Raw genomic sequence first — 17,428 nt, 5'->3', positions numbered from 1 at the left:
TATAATAACAATCCTTGAAAATCAAACTATTTTCTGTTAATTTTTTTAACTTAACTTTCAATACACCTACACTATTATACTTCTTAAGTTATCATTATATTTGCGCTCACACCGCATATATACTATGATTCAAGACATTACCACCTTAGATCCAAAACAACATATATTAATTAAAGGAGCCAAACTGCATAATCTCAAAAACTTAGATGCAGCGATCCCTAGAAATAAATTAGTGGTAATCACAGGATTATCAGGATCAGGAAAATCAAGTTTGGCTTTCGACACTTTGTATGCTGAAGGACAAAGGCGCTATGTAGAAAGTTTATCTTCGTACGCCAGACAATTTTTGGGTCGATTGAATAAACCAAAAGTCGATTATATAAAAGGGATTGCTCCTGCAATAGCAATTGAGCAAAAAGTAAATTCTACCAATCCAAGATCTACAGTAGGAACCACCACAGAAATCTATGATTATCTAAAATTACTATTTGCAAGAATTGGTAAAACCTACTCTCCTATTTCCGGAAATCAGGTAAAAAAAGATACAGTAACTGATGTTATTGAATATGTGAAGATCTTTGAGGAAGGTGAAAAACTATTGTTATTAGCTCCTGTTTATGTTGAAAATGGTAGAACAATAGAAGAAAAATTAAAAGTATTACAACAACAGGGATATGCACGTGTAAAGGTAAATGATACTGTATCCAGAATCGAGGATGCAACTATAAATAAAAAAGATACCGTTTATCTAGTAATTGATCGAATCATTAAAAGAAATGAGGAAGATTTCTTTAATAGATTAGCAGATGCTGCAGGTTCAGCTTTTTTTGAAGGAAAAGGAACTTGTTACATTGAGATCCTAAAGGATAATAGTTCTCGACAATTTAGCAATAAGTTTGAATTAGATGGAATGACATTTTTAGAGCCAAATGTTCATTTATTTAGCTTTAATAATCCATATGGTGCTTGTCCTGAATGCGAAGGTTATGGCGATGTAATTGGTATAGATAAGGATCTGGTTATTCCAAATACTTCTTTAAGTGTTTATGAAGGTGCTGTTTTTCCTTGGAAAGGTGATACCATGGGATGGTATAAAGATCAACTTGTAAATAGTGCTTACAAATTCGATTTCCCGATACACAAACCATATTTTGAATTATCAGAAGAACATAAAGAATTGTTATGGAACGGGAATGAATATTTTGAAGGTATTGATAGTTTCTTTAAGGAATTAGAAGCGAAGGCCTACAAAATACAAAATAGAGTAATGCTTTCGCGTTACCGCGGAAAAACAAAGTGTAATACTTGTAAAGGAAAACGTTTACGTCCAGAAGCAGCTTATGTTAAAATAGGAGGAGCTGCAATAACAGATCTTGTAGAAATGCCTTTGGATGAATTAGCTGAGTTCTTTAAAAATCTGGAACTTAATGAATATGACGCTCAAATAGGGAAAAGATTATTAAAAGAAATCAACAGCAGATTAGAGTTTTTACATAATGTAGGATTGCAATATCTTACCTTAAATCGTAAATCTAATACTTTATCTGGAGGAGAGTCTCAGAGAATTAATCTTGCCACTTCTTTAGGTAGTAGTTTAGTGGGATCTATGTATATACTTGATGAACCTAGTATTGGATTGCATCCAAAAGATACCGAAAAACTTATTAAAGTACTACAATCCTTACGAGATCTTGGTAATACTGTTATTGTGGTAGAACATGACGAAGATATTATGAAAGCTGCCGATGTAATTTTGGATATAGGTCCTGAAGCAGGTACATATGGTGGAAACTTAGTTGCAAGAGGAACTTTTGACGAGATATTAGCCTCAGATTCTTTAACCGCAAAATATCTCAATGGAAACCTTGAAATTGAAATACCTGAGAAACGAAAAACTTCTAAGTATTATCTAGAGATTATTGGTGCTAGAGAAAATAATTTAAAAAATATAAATGTTACTATACCTTTAGGTGTTTTCACAGCTGTGACCGGAGTTTCAGGAAGTGGAAAAAGTACGTTGATTAAGAAGATAGTATACCCTTCAGTTTTAAAAAAACTGGGAGGTTATGGAGAAAAAGCAGGTCAGTTTACCGAACTTAAAGGAAATTACAGTAATATCAAACATGTAGAGTTTGTAGATCAAAATCCAATAGGGCGTTCTTCTAGATCGAATCCTGTAACCTATATTAAAGCATATGATGATATTCGTAGCCTTTTTGCCAGTCAAAAAGTATCCAAAATCAGGAACTATCAATCCAAACATTTCTCTTTTAATGTAGATGGTGGGCGATGCGAAACCTGTAAAGGTGAAGGAGTTGTAACGATAGAGATGCAATTCATGGCTGATGTTAATTTAGTATGTGAAACTTGTGGAGGAAAAAGGTTTAAAAAAGAAATTCTGGAAGTTACCTATGAAGGAAAAAATATCGATGACATTCTTACGATGACTATTGATAATGCGATTGACTTTTTTACGAAACATAATCAGACAAAAATTACAAGAAAGCTTCAGCCTTTACAAGATGTTGGACTTGGTTATGTACAATTAGGTCAAAGCTCTTCTACTCTTTCTGGTGGAGAAGCACAACGAATTAAATTAGCCTCATTCCTGGTAAAAGGAAATACAAAGGATAAAGCATTATTTATTTTTGATGAGCCCACTACTGGACTGCATTTTCACGATATCAAAAAATTACTAAAATCATTTAATGAGTTAATTGATAAAGGACACTCTATCCTTGTGATAGAACACAATTTGGATTTAGTGAAATGTGCAGATCATGTAATTGATTTAGGCTTAGAAGGTGGAAATAACGGTGGAATGATCATTGCCGAAGGAACTCCTGAAGAAGTTGGTAACAACAAAAAATCATATACTGGACAGTACTTAAAAGAAAAGTTACAATAGTAAAAAAATGTCAAATCATATTTGGGGAAAATGATCCGACATTTTAAAATATTCCAAAACATAACATTTTATATAAAATCTTCGAAGAATATTTCGTCATCCTCAAAGTTCATTTGTATGAATTCTTCTATTTGTTCATGTATAAAATGTTCTTCTAGCTCCTTATTTTCCCAAAAATTATCTGGTAGTATTAGTTTAGAATCTTCGTACAGATCGGATCTATAATCAGCTCCTTTAGTTTCCATAAAAGCAATAGCTGCTTCTTCTATTTTATCCATTGAAGAAAAATCAGTTACAGTAGCTATAAGTTGGCGTTTAAGACTTTGTAGTGCTTTGAAAGGTTCATAAACAACTTCAGTTAAATCTTTAGATTCCTCTTTTTCGAGTACTATGCCACTCATTTTCTCTAATAATCTCTTTAATAGCTCAATACTTTCATCATAATCTGTGGTATAAAAGTAACTTTCTAATTCACTAATACTATCCCAATGTAATAAGTCGATATCATGAAAATTATACTTTCCTAAACGATCCCCTATCTTTGTTTTATCAAATAAGTTTTGATCTTTATAACTCGCGCTCAACAAAGTAATCCACTCATCATCAACATTTGCATTAACAATCAGATAACGATATCCATCTCCTAATTCCCAACTATCTATAATTATTAGTGTCTCTCTTTCTTCTTGTCCGAATAAACTCAACACTTTTGGTTGAAAAGTATAGGTAGCATTTTTAAATTCCTTAATTCCTATTGTTGATAAATATTGATCCATAAAAAACGTAAAATATTGTGAAATTAACGACCTAAATGTATCAGTATTCATACGTTTTTAGTACACTGTTTTCAGTGATTTCTTAATGATATTATTGATTATTAAAAAAACATTAATACTTCATCCTGTAATGTTACCCTAATAAGTTCGGCTAAGTGATCCTAAATATTAAATAGGAACACATGTCACTTACAACACAATTAAAAGAAAGAGCAGAACAATCAGCTAATAAATATCCCGAAACCATTCATAAAATCATGAACAATGGTATTGAAATACTTAAGGATAGTCAACTTACTTCAAGAGCTTTAAAAACGGGAGATAAAATTCCAGAAATTCAATTACCTAACGCTGCCAATAAAACTATTTCAGTTCAAGAATTATTGGTTACAAAAAAAGTAGTCTTATCTTTTTATAGGGGTGGTTGGTGTCCATATTGTAATCTTGAGCTAAAAGCTTTACAACAATATCAGGATAAATTTGATGAACAAGGTGCTACCTTAGTGGCTATTAGTCCTGAAACTCCAGATAATTCTCTGAGTACATCTGAAAAGAATAACTTAAGTTTTGAAGTGCTTTCAGATATTGATAATAAAATTGCAAATGAGTTTAATTTGGTCTTTACACTTCCTAAAGATCTTATAGAAGTTTATAAAGGTTTTGGTATTGACTTGATAAAAAGTAATGGTAACGAAAATCATCAACTGCCTATATCCGCTACCTATGTTATTGATCAAGATGGAACAATTATTTATGATTTTATCAAGGAAGATTACAAAGAAAGAGCCGATCCAGAAGATATTTATAACACCTTAAAAAACAAATAATTAACACAAACAAAGGCTTTCTAATTTTCATAACAGTTTTCTTTTGGCACGCAATTTGGATAGTTACTAATCAAATAGCGGAAACCGAAAAGCTAATGAGTAGGTACAAACCCAAAAACATTTTAGTTATGAAAAAAGTTATACTTTTTATTGCAGCAATGTTACTTGTTGGAACAGCTGCACAAGCGGCCGATCAAAAAAAGACGGATCAAGTAGATAGGGTTACAAAGCGCTATCCATATGTACAACCAATTGTATTTGTCGAGAACGGTGTGAAATTTTTAGTCTATCCAAATGGAGAAGTAGATTTTAGAACTCCGAGAAGAAGAAATTATCAAAATTTAAACTGGAATTCATCAAATTTCAATTCGCCAGGCAGAACGAGAGACTATAGAAGACATAGTAATCGTTTTACAGTAAGATATGATTATTACGGACGATTAAAACGTGTCGGTCTTATTACAATAGGATATAATAGGTTTGATCAAGTAAGAAGAATTGGTTCTGTTTTAATAAGATATAACCGAAGAGGAAAAGTATCAAAAATCGGTGGACTACATATTTATTATGGAAAAAGAGGTAGAATAAGACATATAGAAGGTCATGTTCATTATACCGATGGAGTTAACGGATGTAATATTCCACAAGAACCTTATTATAATTTTAATAGAAGATCAAATCAGCAGAACTGGAATGATGATGATCATTACTATAAGAACAGAAAAAGAAATAAAAAACATCATTATGATCATGATGACGATGATGATTAATATGAATTAAGTTAGTTGGTTAGTTTTTAGAAAGCCTGTTATCATTTTAGTAACAGGCTTTCTTTTAGATTATTTTCATCAAATTAATTATTGCACAACAATTTTCTTAGTTACCTTCTTACCTCCTACTTCTATGGATACCATATATATTCCGGGTACTAAACCTCCAGAACTAATTTGATAAATACCATTCTCCTTATCTTTCGTAATAGACTGATTTATTATCTTTTTACCTTGAATAGTATATAAGTCTAAATTTACTTGTTGTTTGTTTTTTGGACTAACTTCAATTTGAATGGGATTTCCAGATATAACTGGATTAGGGAAAATATTTGTATCTTCTAAAAAATCTACCTCTTTAGTATTTTGTTTGTCTATATTTGGTTCTCTTGACGAAGTTCCAGCTACAAAAACAGCATCACTTTTGATTACCAAATTTGGAATTGCAGCATTTCTAACATCACAAGAATAGGTACCACTTGTAGAAACTACAAAAGAAGCCGCATTGGGTCCCGATGGATTCCAGGTATAATCCAAACCTCCTCCAACATTTACTGAAACTGTATTGCCAGAAACTGTAGTAGGAACATTTCGCTGTGGATTATAGGCAAAATTAAAAGCTCCTATCACACTACTATAGGGTAATAAATCATCAAAATGTAAATTGTTGTTTCTTACAAATAATTGGCTTAATGTTCGACTTGAAGTAGTAACATTAGAAGGCAAAATTAAATTCTCAAAAAAATTATTATCAGCACTACACAGAGAAATATTAGACATTGTTGAGATATCTAAAGTTCCACCAATCTGATTATCTTTAATAATAAAATATAACATTTCATTATAAGTACCAGCCATGATCAATCGAGCTAACCCAAGTCCCTGAATTCTAAAATCTAATAACTTTCTCATACTAGAAATATCTAACGTCTTTCCTGGACTTACAGGGTTATTATAAAAATAAAATCTACTTAACTCTGGATGAGATCCAACTACAAAATCAGTGTATTGATTATTATGAGCATATAACAATCTCAGGTTAGGCATTCTGGAAATATCTAAAGTTCCTCCAATCTGATTATCTCTAATGATAAAATATAGCATCTGATTATAATCTCCTGATATCGTTAAACCAGATAATCCTAATCCTTGAACTCTAAAATCTAATAGATTTCTCATTCCTGATATATCCATAGTTCGACCTGCAACTATAGGGTTGTTATAAAAATAAAATCGTTGTAAGGTTGTTCCTGTACCTAAATTAAAGTCTGTAAATTGATTATTATGAGCATATAACAATATAAGGTTCGGCATCGTAGAAATATCAAGTGTTCCTGTTATTTGATTCTCGGAGATAATGTAATATAACAATCTATCATAGTTTCCAGATGTAATTACATTACTTAAATTTAAACGAGCAGCTCTGAAATCAATCAATTGTCTCATAGAAGAAATATCGATTGTTTTTCCAGGAGTAAATGGATTGTCCTGAATATACACCCTTTGTAAAGCATTATTACTTCCAAATTGTATGTCAGTTAAACTATTTCCAGACATAATCAAATCAAGAAGAGAAGTCATTCTTGAAATATCTAATACACCAGAGATATTATTATTTCTTAAACTTAATCTCTTTAATTCGCTTAAATCTCTAAAAGAGGTTGGAATTGTTCCAGCAATATTATTATCTGACAAGCGAAGTTCTGTGACCCTACAGTTTTCAACTTTTACGCCTTCCCATGTTTCCAAAGGACCTGTTAACCAATTCGTATTGTTTGTCCAAGAGGTTCCATTGGTACTATTGTAAAAATCAATCAATGCTTGTCTATCACGATCATAATCGCTAATACTAGATGAAAAAATATCTAGTGTAATACTATTGGAGAGCCCTACTCCATCTACAAGTATATTATAATCTCCAACATCTGTGTTACTAAAATTGCTTATTGTTAACGATGATGTAGTAGCACCACTAATATTGATGCCATTTAAAGTCCATTGATAAGAGCTTCCAGAAATAGGTGAATTTAATGTGGCTGATGTTCCTTCAATAATTGTAATGGATGAGAACGCTTCAGCTTCCACCGAAATATTGGGTTGCCCTGTTGTACATTGTCCATGAGTATGCATGTACAATCCAAAAAATAGAATTATCAGATATACTGATACAGATGATTTACTTTTCATGTTTTCAAGTTTTAAGTGATATATATTTCTTGGTGATAATTTCTAACAAAAGGTTAACAGTAATACCAAAAACATTCAAAAAACCCAACCTAAAAACCTAATTATCATGTTTTTAAACCAAGTAAATCATCACAATTACTCTATAAAACATATACTCATAATCTATTTAAAGTAATTTTTGGCACGCTGCTTGATACTATATAAACGAGTGCAAAAAACTAATTTTTACACTCTTTAAAAATCACAGATTATGAAAAATATTGTTTTACTTTTTACAGGCTTACTTTTAGCAACTTTTAGTGCTAATGCAGTAGAATCAAATTCAGAAACCGTATCTCGTTATTACAATTACGGAAAGTCTTTCATCTTTCATGAAAATGGAGTTGAGTTTTCAGTATATGCTGATGGACAATTTGATTTCTATGTAAACAGACCAAGAGGTGGTGTTAGTGTAAATATCAATCGTCCTGGAGTAAACATTAGTTTCAATTCTGGATATGATTATGATGCTTATGTACAATATGATGATTATGGCGCTGTAGTACAAGTAGAGAATGTACCTATCTTTTATGACTATTACGGTAGAATCAGTCAAGCCGGAGATGTATTTATCAATTACAATCGTTTTGGTAGAGTATCAAGAGTTGGTGGATTATATGTAAATTATAATAGCTACGGTAATTTTATTAACTGTACAGGATTCATTAATGACTTCAATAGATATTATGTATACAATCCATTCCATGCATATTTCACAGTACCAGTGGTAAGTAGATGTATTGTTTTCAACAGACCATATAGAAGGTTTTATAATCCATATAGATGTTCTTATACAGTATTTAGAAGAAACTATTATAATGGATATTATGCAAGACCATATAGAAGCAGAAACTACTATAGACCTAATCAAAGAGTTGCATCTTATAATAGAGGATATAGAGTAAATAGCGCTAGAAGTCTTGATTATAGAACTCGCGACAGAAGAACGGCAATGTATAGAAGAAATGATCGTAATTATAATACAGTACATAGATCTAGATCAACATCAGTAAATAGAAGTCGATCAACTGTAAATAGAAATTCTTCTAGAGAAACTACAAGAAGTAGAGCTATTACAAGAAACTCAAATAATAGAGATAATGTAAGAACTAACAGAAGTAGAAATACTGTAGCTAATAGAAGTACTAGAAGTGCAAATACTAGAGATCAAGTAAGAAGAAGTGATAGATCTAGAACAAATGCTAAACCTAGAAGTACTGAAAATAGAAATAGAGTGCAGACTACTCAAAGATCTCAAAGAAGTAGAAGTACAGTAGCTAATAACTCTAGAAGAGGTAGTTCTCAAGCAAGAATATCAAGATCTAAAGTAAATAATAGATCAGGTAATGTAACAAAACGTTCTAATAACAGTCGATATACTAGTAAAGGAAACACTACTAGAACAAAAGTTAGAACACAAAGAAGCAATTCTTCTAACAGGTCTACAAGATCAAATAATTCAAGATCACGTACGGCAAGAAGTAGAAGTTAATATAAAAAGAATTTATTTTTTTGGTTGGTTAGTTGGAAAATCCCTCAGAGTAGTATGCTTAGGCACCTCGAGGGATTTTCTTTATTATGTTGTTAATATCATCTGATATCCTTAAAAAATATAGTATCGCAATATAAACACTTCCTATTAGAATACTCTTCATACCAATATTTATAATGGGATGAAAATTGAAGTCCCAAAAATAAAAAGCAACTGCAAAAACTAAAATAATCAAAAACACAAGGAAAGTATTTTTAGAAAATGGCTGCATTCCAAACTTCATATACACAATACATATTTTTGTGATATTATAGCCGAATACAGCTGTAAAAGTGGCAATTGCAGCACCTACAACTCCAAAAACCGGAATACATATCCAATTGAGAACAAAAGCTATAATAGCCATAGCAATTCCTATATAAAGAATCAAACGGTAATAATCAGAGTTAAACAGTATCGAATTATTATTCCCTAGTACATTATCAAATAACTTGGCTACTCCAATTAATATTACCACCCAAATAAACAATTCATATTCTTTAGGAATTAGTTCAAAAAGTTGATTGACATTACATATAATTAGCACGAAAAGTAAACCACTAATTGCAAAGAGATTCAATGAACTTTTTTGATATAATACCTTTAACTGTGTAAGATTATTTTCATTAATTAATTTAGCAGTCAAAGGATACGTAATCTGATGCATCGCTCTTGAGGGAATAATAATGACACTAGCTATATAAGCACAAATTCCATATTTAGCAACATATTCTATGGGTAGATATCGTTCAATCATTGTTTTATCTAAATCAATTAAGAGTGTTGCAACCGATCCTGCCAGTAAAATCAATAAAGAATATTTTAAAACAGAAGTATAATTATTTGGTAAAGAAAAACGAAATGAAAAGTTTATTAGTCTACTAACATATAAGATCATCACAAGTAATCGTATTATGTAAACAAGTATGATTGCATAAATAAATTGTATTACTGTAATCGCCTCAAAATATACCAAAACCAATAAGACCATAATACAAGTTCTCACAAACAATTCTTTCAAAACATTTCCAAATACGCTTTTGAGTTTAACTTTAGCCCAAGCAAAAAATATTTCAAAATAAGACAAAGCAATTGTTAGTACATAAATCGTCCAAACATATGGTTGTACAATTGCATTATCTCCACTAAAAAAATGTAAAATATATTCGTAAAATATAGAACCTATTGTACCCATAATAATGGCCATCAGCATAGGTAATAAAAGCATCATTGTCATGAACCTATTTCTTTCTTTTCGATCAGAATAAGAAGAATAAAACTTAACAATAGTATTATGTACTCCAAAAGCCATCAAAGGCCATATAATATTAGATGCTGAAAATAAATAAGAAACCAATCCATAATACTCTTCTTCTAAAAACTTTGTAAACAAGAACAAGGTATTAACAGCACCAATCCCAAAACCTAAACAAGTAATGATTACATTTTTTATTGATTGATTAACTACGATTCCCATTGTGTAAAACTACGGTTTTCTATTTTTTCAGATTTTGAAGCAATAGAGACATTTCATGTGTTAAAGCTTTTCTACTATATTTTTCTATTCCTTCAGTTTCAGAAACAAGCTTTCTTTCCTTAAACTTATCAAAATATTCAAGAAGTAGACTTTTCATTTTATCATATTCTGTGTATTGAAAGAATTTACCTGAATTTGTTTCTTCAATCAACTTAGAAATATCTGCTTCTTTTGGTCCTACCGCTATAATTGGTCTTTTAGAAATCATATACTCAAACAATTTACCTGGTATAATGCATTTTGTATCTTCTGTATCAATCTCTATTAACAATAATACCTGAGAGCTTCGTTGAATTTTAATAGCTTCGTTATGAGAAACATAACCTACTACTTCTAAAAACTTAGACAATCCCGCTTCTTTAATGGAAGATAACACATCTTCACTAACCGCTCCTACTAGTTTTAATTTAAGTTGTTGTGCAAATGCTGAATTCTCTTCAGAGATATCATGCAAAACTTTCCACAATGTTTTTGGATCTCTACCAGATAATAAAGAACCAATGTGTGAAATGGTAAAACAATCATCAAGTTTTACATCAATTATCTCTTCGGTATCATAACCATTAGTAATGACAGATATTGGTTTTTGAGTTATTTCTAAAAATTCTTCTTTAGTAGTATAACTAGTCACCGTAATTTGATCTGCTGATGATAGTACTTCTTTTTCTAAACGTTTATGTTCATTGCTAGAACGCTTAGAAAGTTTTAATTTCTTATGATAGCCTATAGTAGTCCATGGATCTCTAAAATCTGCTACCCATTGAACCCTTAACTTTTCCTTTAACTCCTTCCCTATTATATGAACACTATGTGGAGGGCCAGTTGTAATGATAGTATCTATTTCTTCTTTTGTAATAAAATCTGTTAGAAACTTTACTGATGGTTTTACCCAATACTTACGAGCATCTGGTATAAAAAAATTACCTCGAATATATAATAATAACCTTTGAACCCAAGATTGTTTTTCTTTTCCTGCAATGATTCCTTTACTAATTGTTTTAGAATCCTTTTTGGAAAAAACCTCGGCTAAGCGATAGGGTTCGAAGATTGGCTGTTTGAGAATGGTAATATCATCAGGAATTTCCTGAACTAAAGATGTATCTATTAAAGGGTACGTTGGATTCTCAGGAATATAAACAATAGGTTCTATTCCAAAATCTTTGAAATATTTAACAAACTTAAGCCATCGTTGAACTCCAGGACCACCAGCAGGTGGCCAATAATATGTTATTAATAATACCTTCAAAATTTTTACGAGTTCTCTCCTGAAACAGGAGACTTCTTCTTTTTGTACTCAAAAAATAAGGCTCCCAAAAACAGTAATATAAAAATAATTGAACTTGCTAATGTAATTGTGCTTCCAGTTTGTACCACTTGTGGTTCGAATTTAAATTCAATTGTATGCTTTCCAGACGGCACTTTAATACCTCTTAACATATAATTTACTGGATAAATAGCTTCAGGAGTTCCATCAATATAAGCATTCCAACCATCCTTGTAATAGGTCTCAGAAAAAACTACAAAACCAGGTTTGTTGGTATACATATTATAAGCTAAATGATTTGGATCCGTTTTTGAAATCGAAATTGTTGAAATACTATCCTTTACAGGCTTATAATTTTCTAGTTCTTTTTTAAATTCATCTCGAATTACAGCAGTTCTTTTTGTATCTATAGAATTCAAAGCATCAAACTCTGACTTATAACCATCTACAAATTTTATATTATCTATAAACCAAGCAGGTCCGTTTATAGAAGGGTTTTCTTGTACGTTAAGTTTTCGTTCTTCATCTTGCTGTATTACATATTTAATGTTTAACATATTAACCACTTCCAGATTTCCTTTTGCGATATGACCGAAAAAGATATCTTCCATTTTTCTAGGCCTAACAGCGGAGTACCCATTCACTGTATTAAAGAAGTAATTTGTATGGGAATTATTAAACCCTCTGGCTTGATCTAATACTCTATAGTAAGACTTATCTTTTAAAATTTCCTGATCAACTTGAGTTGGTTGAAAATATGATTTATATTCTCTCTTAGAGATAAAAGATTCACTATCTACACTGCGACGATCCACACCTCCTAAATCCAAAATCACCAAAACACCAACCCCAATCAGCATTAAATTTTCAGAGATCTTTTTCTTTAAAGTAAACCAAAGTAAACCAGCTACAAGAAGAATAAATAATAAAGATCGAAGACTATCACTTTTCATAATTGTAATACGATCTTCTTTAATTGCGTCAAATATCGCTGGTTGTTCTATAGCCAACTGTACGTCATTTGGAGATTTAAAACTAAATAAACTACCTCCGAATAACCAAAATATAAGACATAATCCACCAAAAACTCCTAAAGAAATTAAAAATTTCTTTTGTCTTTCTTTAAATTCTGTTTTCTCATTGAATAATTGATAAAGTCCAAATACAGCTGCAATTGGTACAACAAATTCTAATAGTACCTGAATACTAGAAACCGCTCTAAATTTATTGTACAAAGGAATATAATCCACAAAAAAGCGTGTAAGAAAATCTAGATTCTTACCCCAACTTAAGGTTAGTGATAGTATAATTCCTCCAAGCAACCACCAACGAAGCCTTCCTTTTACAAGCAATAATCCTAATAACGCCAGAAAAACAACGGTAATCCCTAAATACGGAGGTGCTTCTACAAAAGGTTGAGCTCCCCAATACAACCCAGTCACATTAGCATAATAATCTGCAGCTTCTGGAGATTCTCCTAACTGTAATAGCTTTTGGTAGAAGGCTGATTCTTTTCCTAAATCAGAAGCTCTACCTAGTCCCATTAATTTGGGAACAAAAAGATTTAAAGATTCTAATTTTCCGTAACTATATTCAGTTATATATTGATAATCCAATCCATTTTTTTCGGAAGCTTTAGCTGAAGTATCTGCTAATAAATTTTTACCACGTATACTCGTTTCCGCATATTCTGATGTAGACAATAAAGTGGTAGCATTGGTAGCTAGACCTAAAATTGCCGCAACAATTAATATCGCTGAAGATTTAAAAAAATGTGGTAGCTCTTTCTTCTTGAAAGCGTCAATAAAATAACTAATTCCTAAAACAACTACCAATAAACCTAAATAATAAGTCATTTGGTAATGATTTGCCTGAATTTCAAGTCCCATTGCAACAGCTGTGAGTAAAAAACCCCAGACATATCGTTTTTGAAATACTAACAAAATACCAGCTATCACTAACGGAAAGTATGCGATAGCATGTGCTTTCGAGTTATGTCCTACCCCGATAATAATAATTAAATATGAGGATAACCCAAAAGCCAAAGCTCCTACGATTGCCATTTTCCAGGGAATGCGCATCACAAGAAGTAAAACGTAGAAACAAGCTAAATATAAAAACAAATAATCTGCTGGTCTTGGCAAGAATCGAATTAGTCTATCCAACTTATCCATATAATCATGAGGAAACTTGGCTCCCAATTGATACGTTGGCATACCTCCATAAGCAGAATTATTCCAAAAAGTTTCCTCTCCAGTCTTTTTTCGATAATCCTTTTGTTGTTTCGCCATTCCTTCATATAGCCTGATATCGTTTTGATATATCATTTTCCCACTAAGAACAGGATTAAAAAACACTAGTGAAACGATAACAAAACCTAAAATCACTAAGATATGAGGTAAAATTCTTTTTAGATAAGGCATCATGCGAATGACAATTTATGTATGAGCCGCCAAATTAATCAATTTCCTCAAAATCGATGTACTCTCCCACATCTTTATTAGTAGATTTTTGTTTTGGTTTTTTATCAATAGTAATATCATCATCTCCAGAAGAATGAGACTGATTATATTGCTGAAATTGCTGTTGAAACTTTTCTCCTGCTTTCTTTGTTACATATCTAAGCAATAGAGGACCAAATAATCGCGTTAGTATCTTTAATCCGTAATATATCAATAACAGAATGAGAATTACCTTTAATACCCCTGATAAAGAAGCTACTTGCATATTATTTTTTTTCAAAAATAGGGAACTCTATATACAATTACATGCGGTCAATCCTAAAAAAATGATAAAATCTGCTATATTTGAACCAAATCTATTGAATATGAGCCCTAAATCGATGCTGCTGCTAGTTAGCCTATTTTTACTTGGTTTAACTTCAACTGCACAATACACTGAAAAGATTAATACAAACAGACCTGGAGTCTCTCAAGGAGCCTTCTCTGTTGGTAATAATGTTCTACAACTTGAAGGTGGGTTAGGATTTGGAAGAGAAAGACATAAAATTTTCGATACAAAATCAAGTACATTCAATTTTGATTATGAGATTCGATATGGACTACTTATAGAACAATTAGAAATTAATTTGAATGGTAGTTTTAGAAGTGATGGTGTTAGACAAACCATAGGTGCTAATGAACAAAAGATTCGAAAAACCGATTTTGAATCTAATACGATAGGAGTTAAATATCTTATTTATGACCCTTATAAAAAACCTAAAGAAAATGACTCTATAAATTATGATGAGCTAAAGAGTTGGAAAGAACGTTATCGATTTAAATGGAAAAGTTTAATTCCTGCAGTTTCCGCATATGTAGGTATGAATTATGTCAATACAGATAATGCTTTTACGTTTCCTACAGATGCAACGATAAGTCCAAAAATTGTGGTAATGACTCAGAATAATTGGTGGACGAGTAACGCAGGAAGCTGGGTTTTAGTAACAAATCTAATTGTAGATAAAATTACAACAGATAACCCTGCATATGGATGGATTATTACAAGTACACATACACTGAACGATAAATGGGCTGTATTTGGTGAATATCAAGGTCAAAAAAGTGATTTCTATAGTGATAATATTATAAGACTTGGAGGAGCCTATTTATGGAATAAGGATTTACAGATCGATGCGAATATTGCTACCAATTTTAAGGATACTCCTTCTATCTTTAGAGTAAGTGTTGGAGCTTCTTATCGGTTTGACTGGCATAGTAAAGACGAGATCATTGAAAAACCAGGTTTTGAAAGTGGTATCAAGAAAGATGAAAGTGAAGAAGATGAAGAAAAAGATAAGGAGAAAGATAAAGATGGTTTAGAGTTAGATGAAGAATTTGAAGAAATAGAAAACGATAGCTTGAAGTTAGAAAAAACTCCTTTCATTAATGAGTTTGAAGATGGAAGCCATAGAGATGCTATGGAAAAGGATCTTGATGAAAGAAGAACCGAACAACGTTTAGAACGTGAACGAATTGAAAAGGAAAAGCAAGACAAAAAAGACGAGAAGAAATTCAAAAAAGAAGAAAGAAGACGTCTTAAGCGTGAAGCCAAAGCTGCTAAGCAAGCCGAAAAAGCAAGAATCAAAGCTGAAAAGGAAAAACAAAAAATGATTGAAGACATTGATGCCGAATTGGATAAAATGGAACAGGATGACGGCTTAGATGATGAATTGAAACAGATTGATGACGAGCTTAAGAAGCTAGAAGAAATGGAAAAAGAACTTGGCACTGGAGATAAACAAGATGCAAAAGAAAAAGAAGCAGAAGAAAGTAAAAAAGCTGAGGAAGAAGAGGATGTAGACGCTGCTTACGAAAAATTGCAAAAAGAACAAGAGAAAGCTAAAAAGGAAGAAGAAAAGCGTAAAAAAGCTGAAGAGAAAAGAAAGAAAAAAGAAGAGAAGAAAAGAAAAAAGGAAGAAGAAAAGCGCAAAAAAGCTGAAGAAAAACAAAGAAAAAAAGAGGAAAAAGAAAAAGAGAAAAATGAAAATGATAACTAATCATTTCTAGTTTCAGATAATACATTTATTATTACGTCAATAAAGGCTGAGTATGATATACTTGGCCTTTTTTTATATCCCATGATAGCTATTATTCTATGATTCTCTTTTGTACCACAAAATGAAGATTCTTAATAAAAAGGAACTCTAAATTAATATTTCAATCATTTTTTAACATAAAAAATACGTAGGTTAAAATAATTCCCTTATATTTGGTTAACCAATTTGGTTGACCAATTATAAACTATGAAAACTAACTTAGAACCTGAATCATTATCTCCAGGAAATGAAATCGAAACCGTGATTTCTAAAATAAGAGATTTGATTATAAACAGACAACTTGAACCAGGAGACAAACTACCTTCTGAAAGAGCTTTATCCGAGAAGTTTAATGTAAGCAGAAGCCAATTAAGATTAGCGATTCAAAAATTAGAATTTTACGGATTAGTAAAAAAATATCCTAAGAGCGGAACCTTTGTATCAAAAATAGGTGTTGGTGCATTAAACTCAATGATGGCTAATATTTTGCATTTGCAAACACCAGATTTTAAATCACTAGTAGAAACTAGGCTAATTTTAGAAACCAAAGCTGTAAAACTAGCAGCGATTAGAAGAACCGAAAAACAATTATATCAAATAGAATTAGCTCATGAAGCTTATATCAATAAATCCATAAATGGAGAAAATGCTATTGATGAAGATTTGTTGTTTCACTTAAAATTAGCTGAAGCAAGTGGAAACAGTGTTATAAACTCTCTTATGTTAGTAATCACTCCAGAAATCATCACCAATTTCGTTACGAATAAAATATGCGACAAAAACAGTTTTTCTACCCTAATTAAAGAACATCAAGATATTGTCACTGCTATAAAAAACAGCGATCCTGATCAAGCCACTCAAAGTTTAAAAATACATTTTAATGATTTATATCAATACTGTAAAACTAAATAAACCTTGCCTATGTAAATTTTAAAAGATCATAAAAAAGGACAGGTAAAACCTATCCTCTTTAATTATTCTATTTATCACTTCAAGTTTCGAGAGAGAAGTATGTTAAAACGAATAATGCGCTTTATTACTTAAACAAATAC

Annotated in this window: 12 protein-coding genes; 6 read left to right on the top strand and 6 right to left on the bottom strand. The window is 31.3% G+C overall.

The genetic code is table 11. The features are described 5' to 3' along the window. Nucleotides 1–124: 124 nt before the first annotated feature. Nucleotides 125–2,908, top strand: coding sequence for an excinuclease ABC subunit UvrA (gene uvrA / locus GBO31_RS06420; protein WP_219007507.1), 2,784 nt, complete (start codon nucleotides 125–127; stop codon nucleotides 2,906–2,908). A 68-nt stretch (nucleotides 2,909–2,976) separates the two neighbouring features. On the opposite strand, the gene GBO31_RS06415 is transcribed toward uvrA, so the two are convergent. Then, nucleotides 2,977–3,735: a hypothetical protein gene (locus GBO31_RS06415; protein WP_219007506.1), complete on the bottom strand. Its 759-nt coding sequence runs from the start codon at nucleotides 3,733–3,735 to the stop codon at nucleotides 2,977–2,979. A gap of 131 nt (nucleotides 3,736–3,866) precedes the next feature. On the opposite strand from GBO31_RS06415, the gene GBO31_RS06410 reads away from it, so the two are divergent. Continuing rightward, on the top strand, nucleotides 3,867–4,511 hold the full coding sequence (locus tag GBO31_RS06410) for a peroxiredoxin-like family protein (RefSeq protein ID WP_219007505.1): 645 nt from the start codon (nucleotides 3,867–3,869) through the stop codon (nucleotides 4,509–4,511). A 128-nt stretch (nucleotides 4,512–4,639) separates the two neighbouring features. Then, nucleotides 4,640–5,281 carry a hypothetical protein gene (locus tag GBO31_RS06405; protein WP_219007504.1) on the top strand — a complete coding sequence of 214 codons (642 nt, stop codon included), beginning with the start codon at nucleotides 4,640–4,642 and terminating at the stop codon, nucleotides 5,279–5,281. Between the two features lie 87 nt (nucleotides 5,282–5,368). Here GBO31_RS06405 and GBO31_RS06400 read toward each other — a convergent pair whose 3' ends face one another. Continuing rightward, nucleotides 5,369–7,468: a T9SS type A sorting domain-containing protein gene (locus GBO31_RS06400; protein ID WP_219007503.1), complete on the bottom strand. Its 2,100-nt coding sequence runs from the start codon at nucleotides 7,466–7,468 to the stop codon at nucleotides 5,369–5,371. A gap of 250 nt (nucleotides 7,469–7,718) precedes the next feature. Between GBO31_RS06400 and GBO31_RS06395 the strand changes: the two genes are divergently transcribed. Next, on the top strand, nucleotides 7,719–8,999 hold the full coding sequence (locus GBO31_RS06395; RefSeq protein WP_219007502.1) for a hypothetical protein: 1,281 nt from the start codon (nucleotides 7,719–7,721) through the stop codon (nucleotides 8,997–8,999). A gap of 58 nt (nucleotides 9,000–9,057) precedes the next feature. On the opposite strand, the gene GBO31_RS06390 is transcribed toward GBO31_RS06395, so the two are convergent. From GBO31_RS06390 to GBO31_RS06375, 4 genes are read right to left on the bottom strand one after another with little or no spacing between them, the layout of a single operon-like run. Beyond that, nucleotides 9,058–10,515, bottom strand: a complete 1,458-nt coding sequence (locus GBO31_RS06390; RefSeq protein WP_219007501.1) for a polysaccharide biosynthesis C-terminal domain-containing protein — start codon at nucleotides 10,513–10,515, stop codon at nucleotides 9,058–9,060. 19 nt (nucleotides 10,516–10,534) lie between these two features. Next, on the bottom strand, nucleotides 10,535–11,821 hold the full coding sequence (locus GBO31_RS06385) for a glycosyltransferase family 4 protein (protein ID WP_246615786.1): 1,287 nt from the start codon (nucleotides 11,819–11,821) through the stop codon (nucleotides 10,535–10,537). A 5-nt stretch (nucleotides 11,822–11,826) separates the two neighbouring features. Next, nucleotides 11,827–14,265 (bottom strand): YfhO family protein, encoded by a 2,439-nt coding sequence (locus GBO31_RS06380; RefSeq protein WP_219007500.1) that lies wholly within the window; start codon nucleotides 14,263–14,265, stop codon nucleotides 11,827–11,829. A gap of 31 nt (nucleotides 14,266–14,296) precedes the next feature. After that, nucleotides 14,297–14,566, bottom strand: a complete 270-nt coding sequence (locus GBO31_RS06375; protein WP_219007499.1) for a DUF4834 family protein — start codon at nucleotides 14,564–14,566, stop codon at nucleotides 14,297–14,299. Nucleotides 14,567–14,666: 100 nt separating this feature from the next. Here GBO31_RS06375 and GBO31_RS06370 point away from each other — a divergent pair, with 100 nt between their 5' ends. Together GBO31_RS06370 and GBO31_RS06365 are read left to right on the top strand one after the other, a co-directional pair. Next, nucleotides 14,667–16,337, top strand: a complete 1,671-nt coding sequence (locus tag GBO31_RS06370; RefSeq protein WP_219007498.1) for a transporter — start codon at nucleotides 14,667–14,669, stop codon at nucleotides 16,335–16,337. 246 nt (nucleotides 16,338–16,583) lie between these two features. After that, entirely contained in the window at nucleotides 16,584–17,288 is a 705-nt protein-coding gene (locus GBO31_RS06365; protein WP_219007497.1) for a FadR/GntR family transcriptional regulator, read from the top strand. Nucleotides 17,289–17,428: the final 140 nt, after the last annotated feature.

This window comes from Aquimarina litoralis (assembly GCF_019295435.1).
Lineage (GTDB): Bacteria > Bacteroidota > Bacteroidia > Flavobacteriales > Flavobacteriaceae > Aquimarina > Aquimarina litoralis_A.
This window is presented reverse-complemented; position numbering and strand designations above follow the sequence as displayed.

Bases quoted from the DNA above. Each gene is read 5' to 3' on its own strand.
- uvrA (WP_219007507.1), top strand. From the start codon at position 125: ATGATTCAAGACATTACCACCTTAGATCCAAAACAACATATATTAATT.
- GBO31_RS06415 (WP_219007506.1), bottom strand. From the start codon at position 3,735: ATGAATACTGATACATTTAGGTCGTTAATTTCACAATATTTTACGTTT.
- GBO31_RS06410 (WP_219007505.1), top strand. From the start codon at position 3,867: ATGTCACTTACAACACAATTAAAAGAAAGAGCAGAACAATCAGCTAAT.
- GBO31_RS06405 (WP_219007504.1), top strand. From the start codon at position 4,640: ATGAAAAAAGTTATACTTTTTATTGCAGCAATGTTACTTGTTGGAACA.
- GBO31_RS06400 (WP_219007503.1), bottom strand. From the start codon at position 7,468: ATGAAAAGTAAATCATCTGTATCAGTATATCTGATAATTCTATTTTTT.
- GBO31_RS06395 (WP_219007502.1), top strand. From the start codon at position 7,719: ATGAAAAATATTGTTTTACTTTTTACAGGCTTACTTTTAGCAACTTTT.
- GBO31_RS06390 (WP_219007501.1), bottom strand. From the start codon at position 10,515: ATGGGAATCGTAGTTAATCAATCAATAAAAAATGTAATCATTACTTGT.
- GBO31_RS06380 (WP_219007500.1), bottom strand. From the start codon at position 14,265: ATGATGCCTTATCTAAAAAGAATTTTACCTCATATCTTAGTGATTTTA.
- GBO31_RS06375 (WP_219007499.1), bottom strand. From the start codon at position 14,566: ATGCAAGTAGCTTCTTTATCAGGGGTATTAAAGGTAATTCTCATTCTG.
- GBO31_RS06370 (WP_219007498.1), top strand. From the start codon at position 14,667: ATGAGCCCTAAATCGATGCTGCTGCTAGTTAGCCTATTTTTACTTGGT.
- GBO31_RS06365 (WP_219007497.1), top strand. From the start codon at position 16,584: ATGAAAACTAACTTAGAACCTGAATCATTATCTCCAGGAAATGAAATC.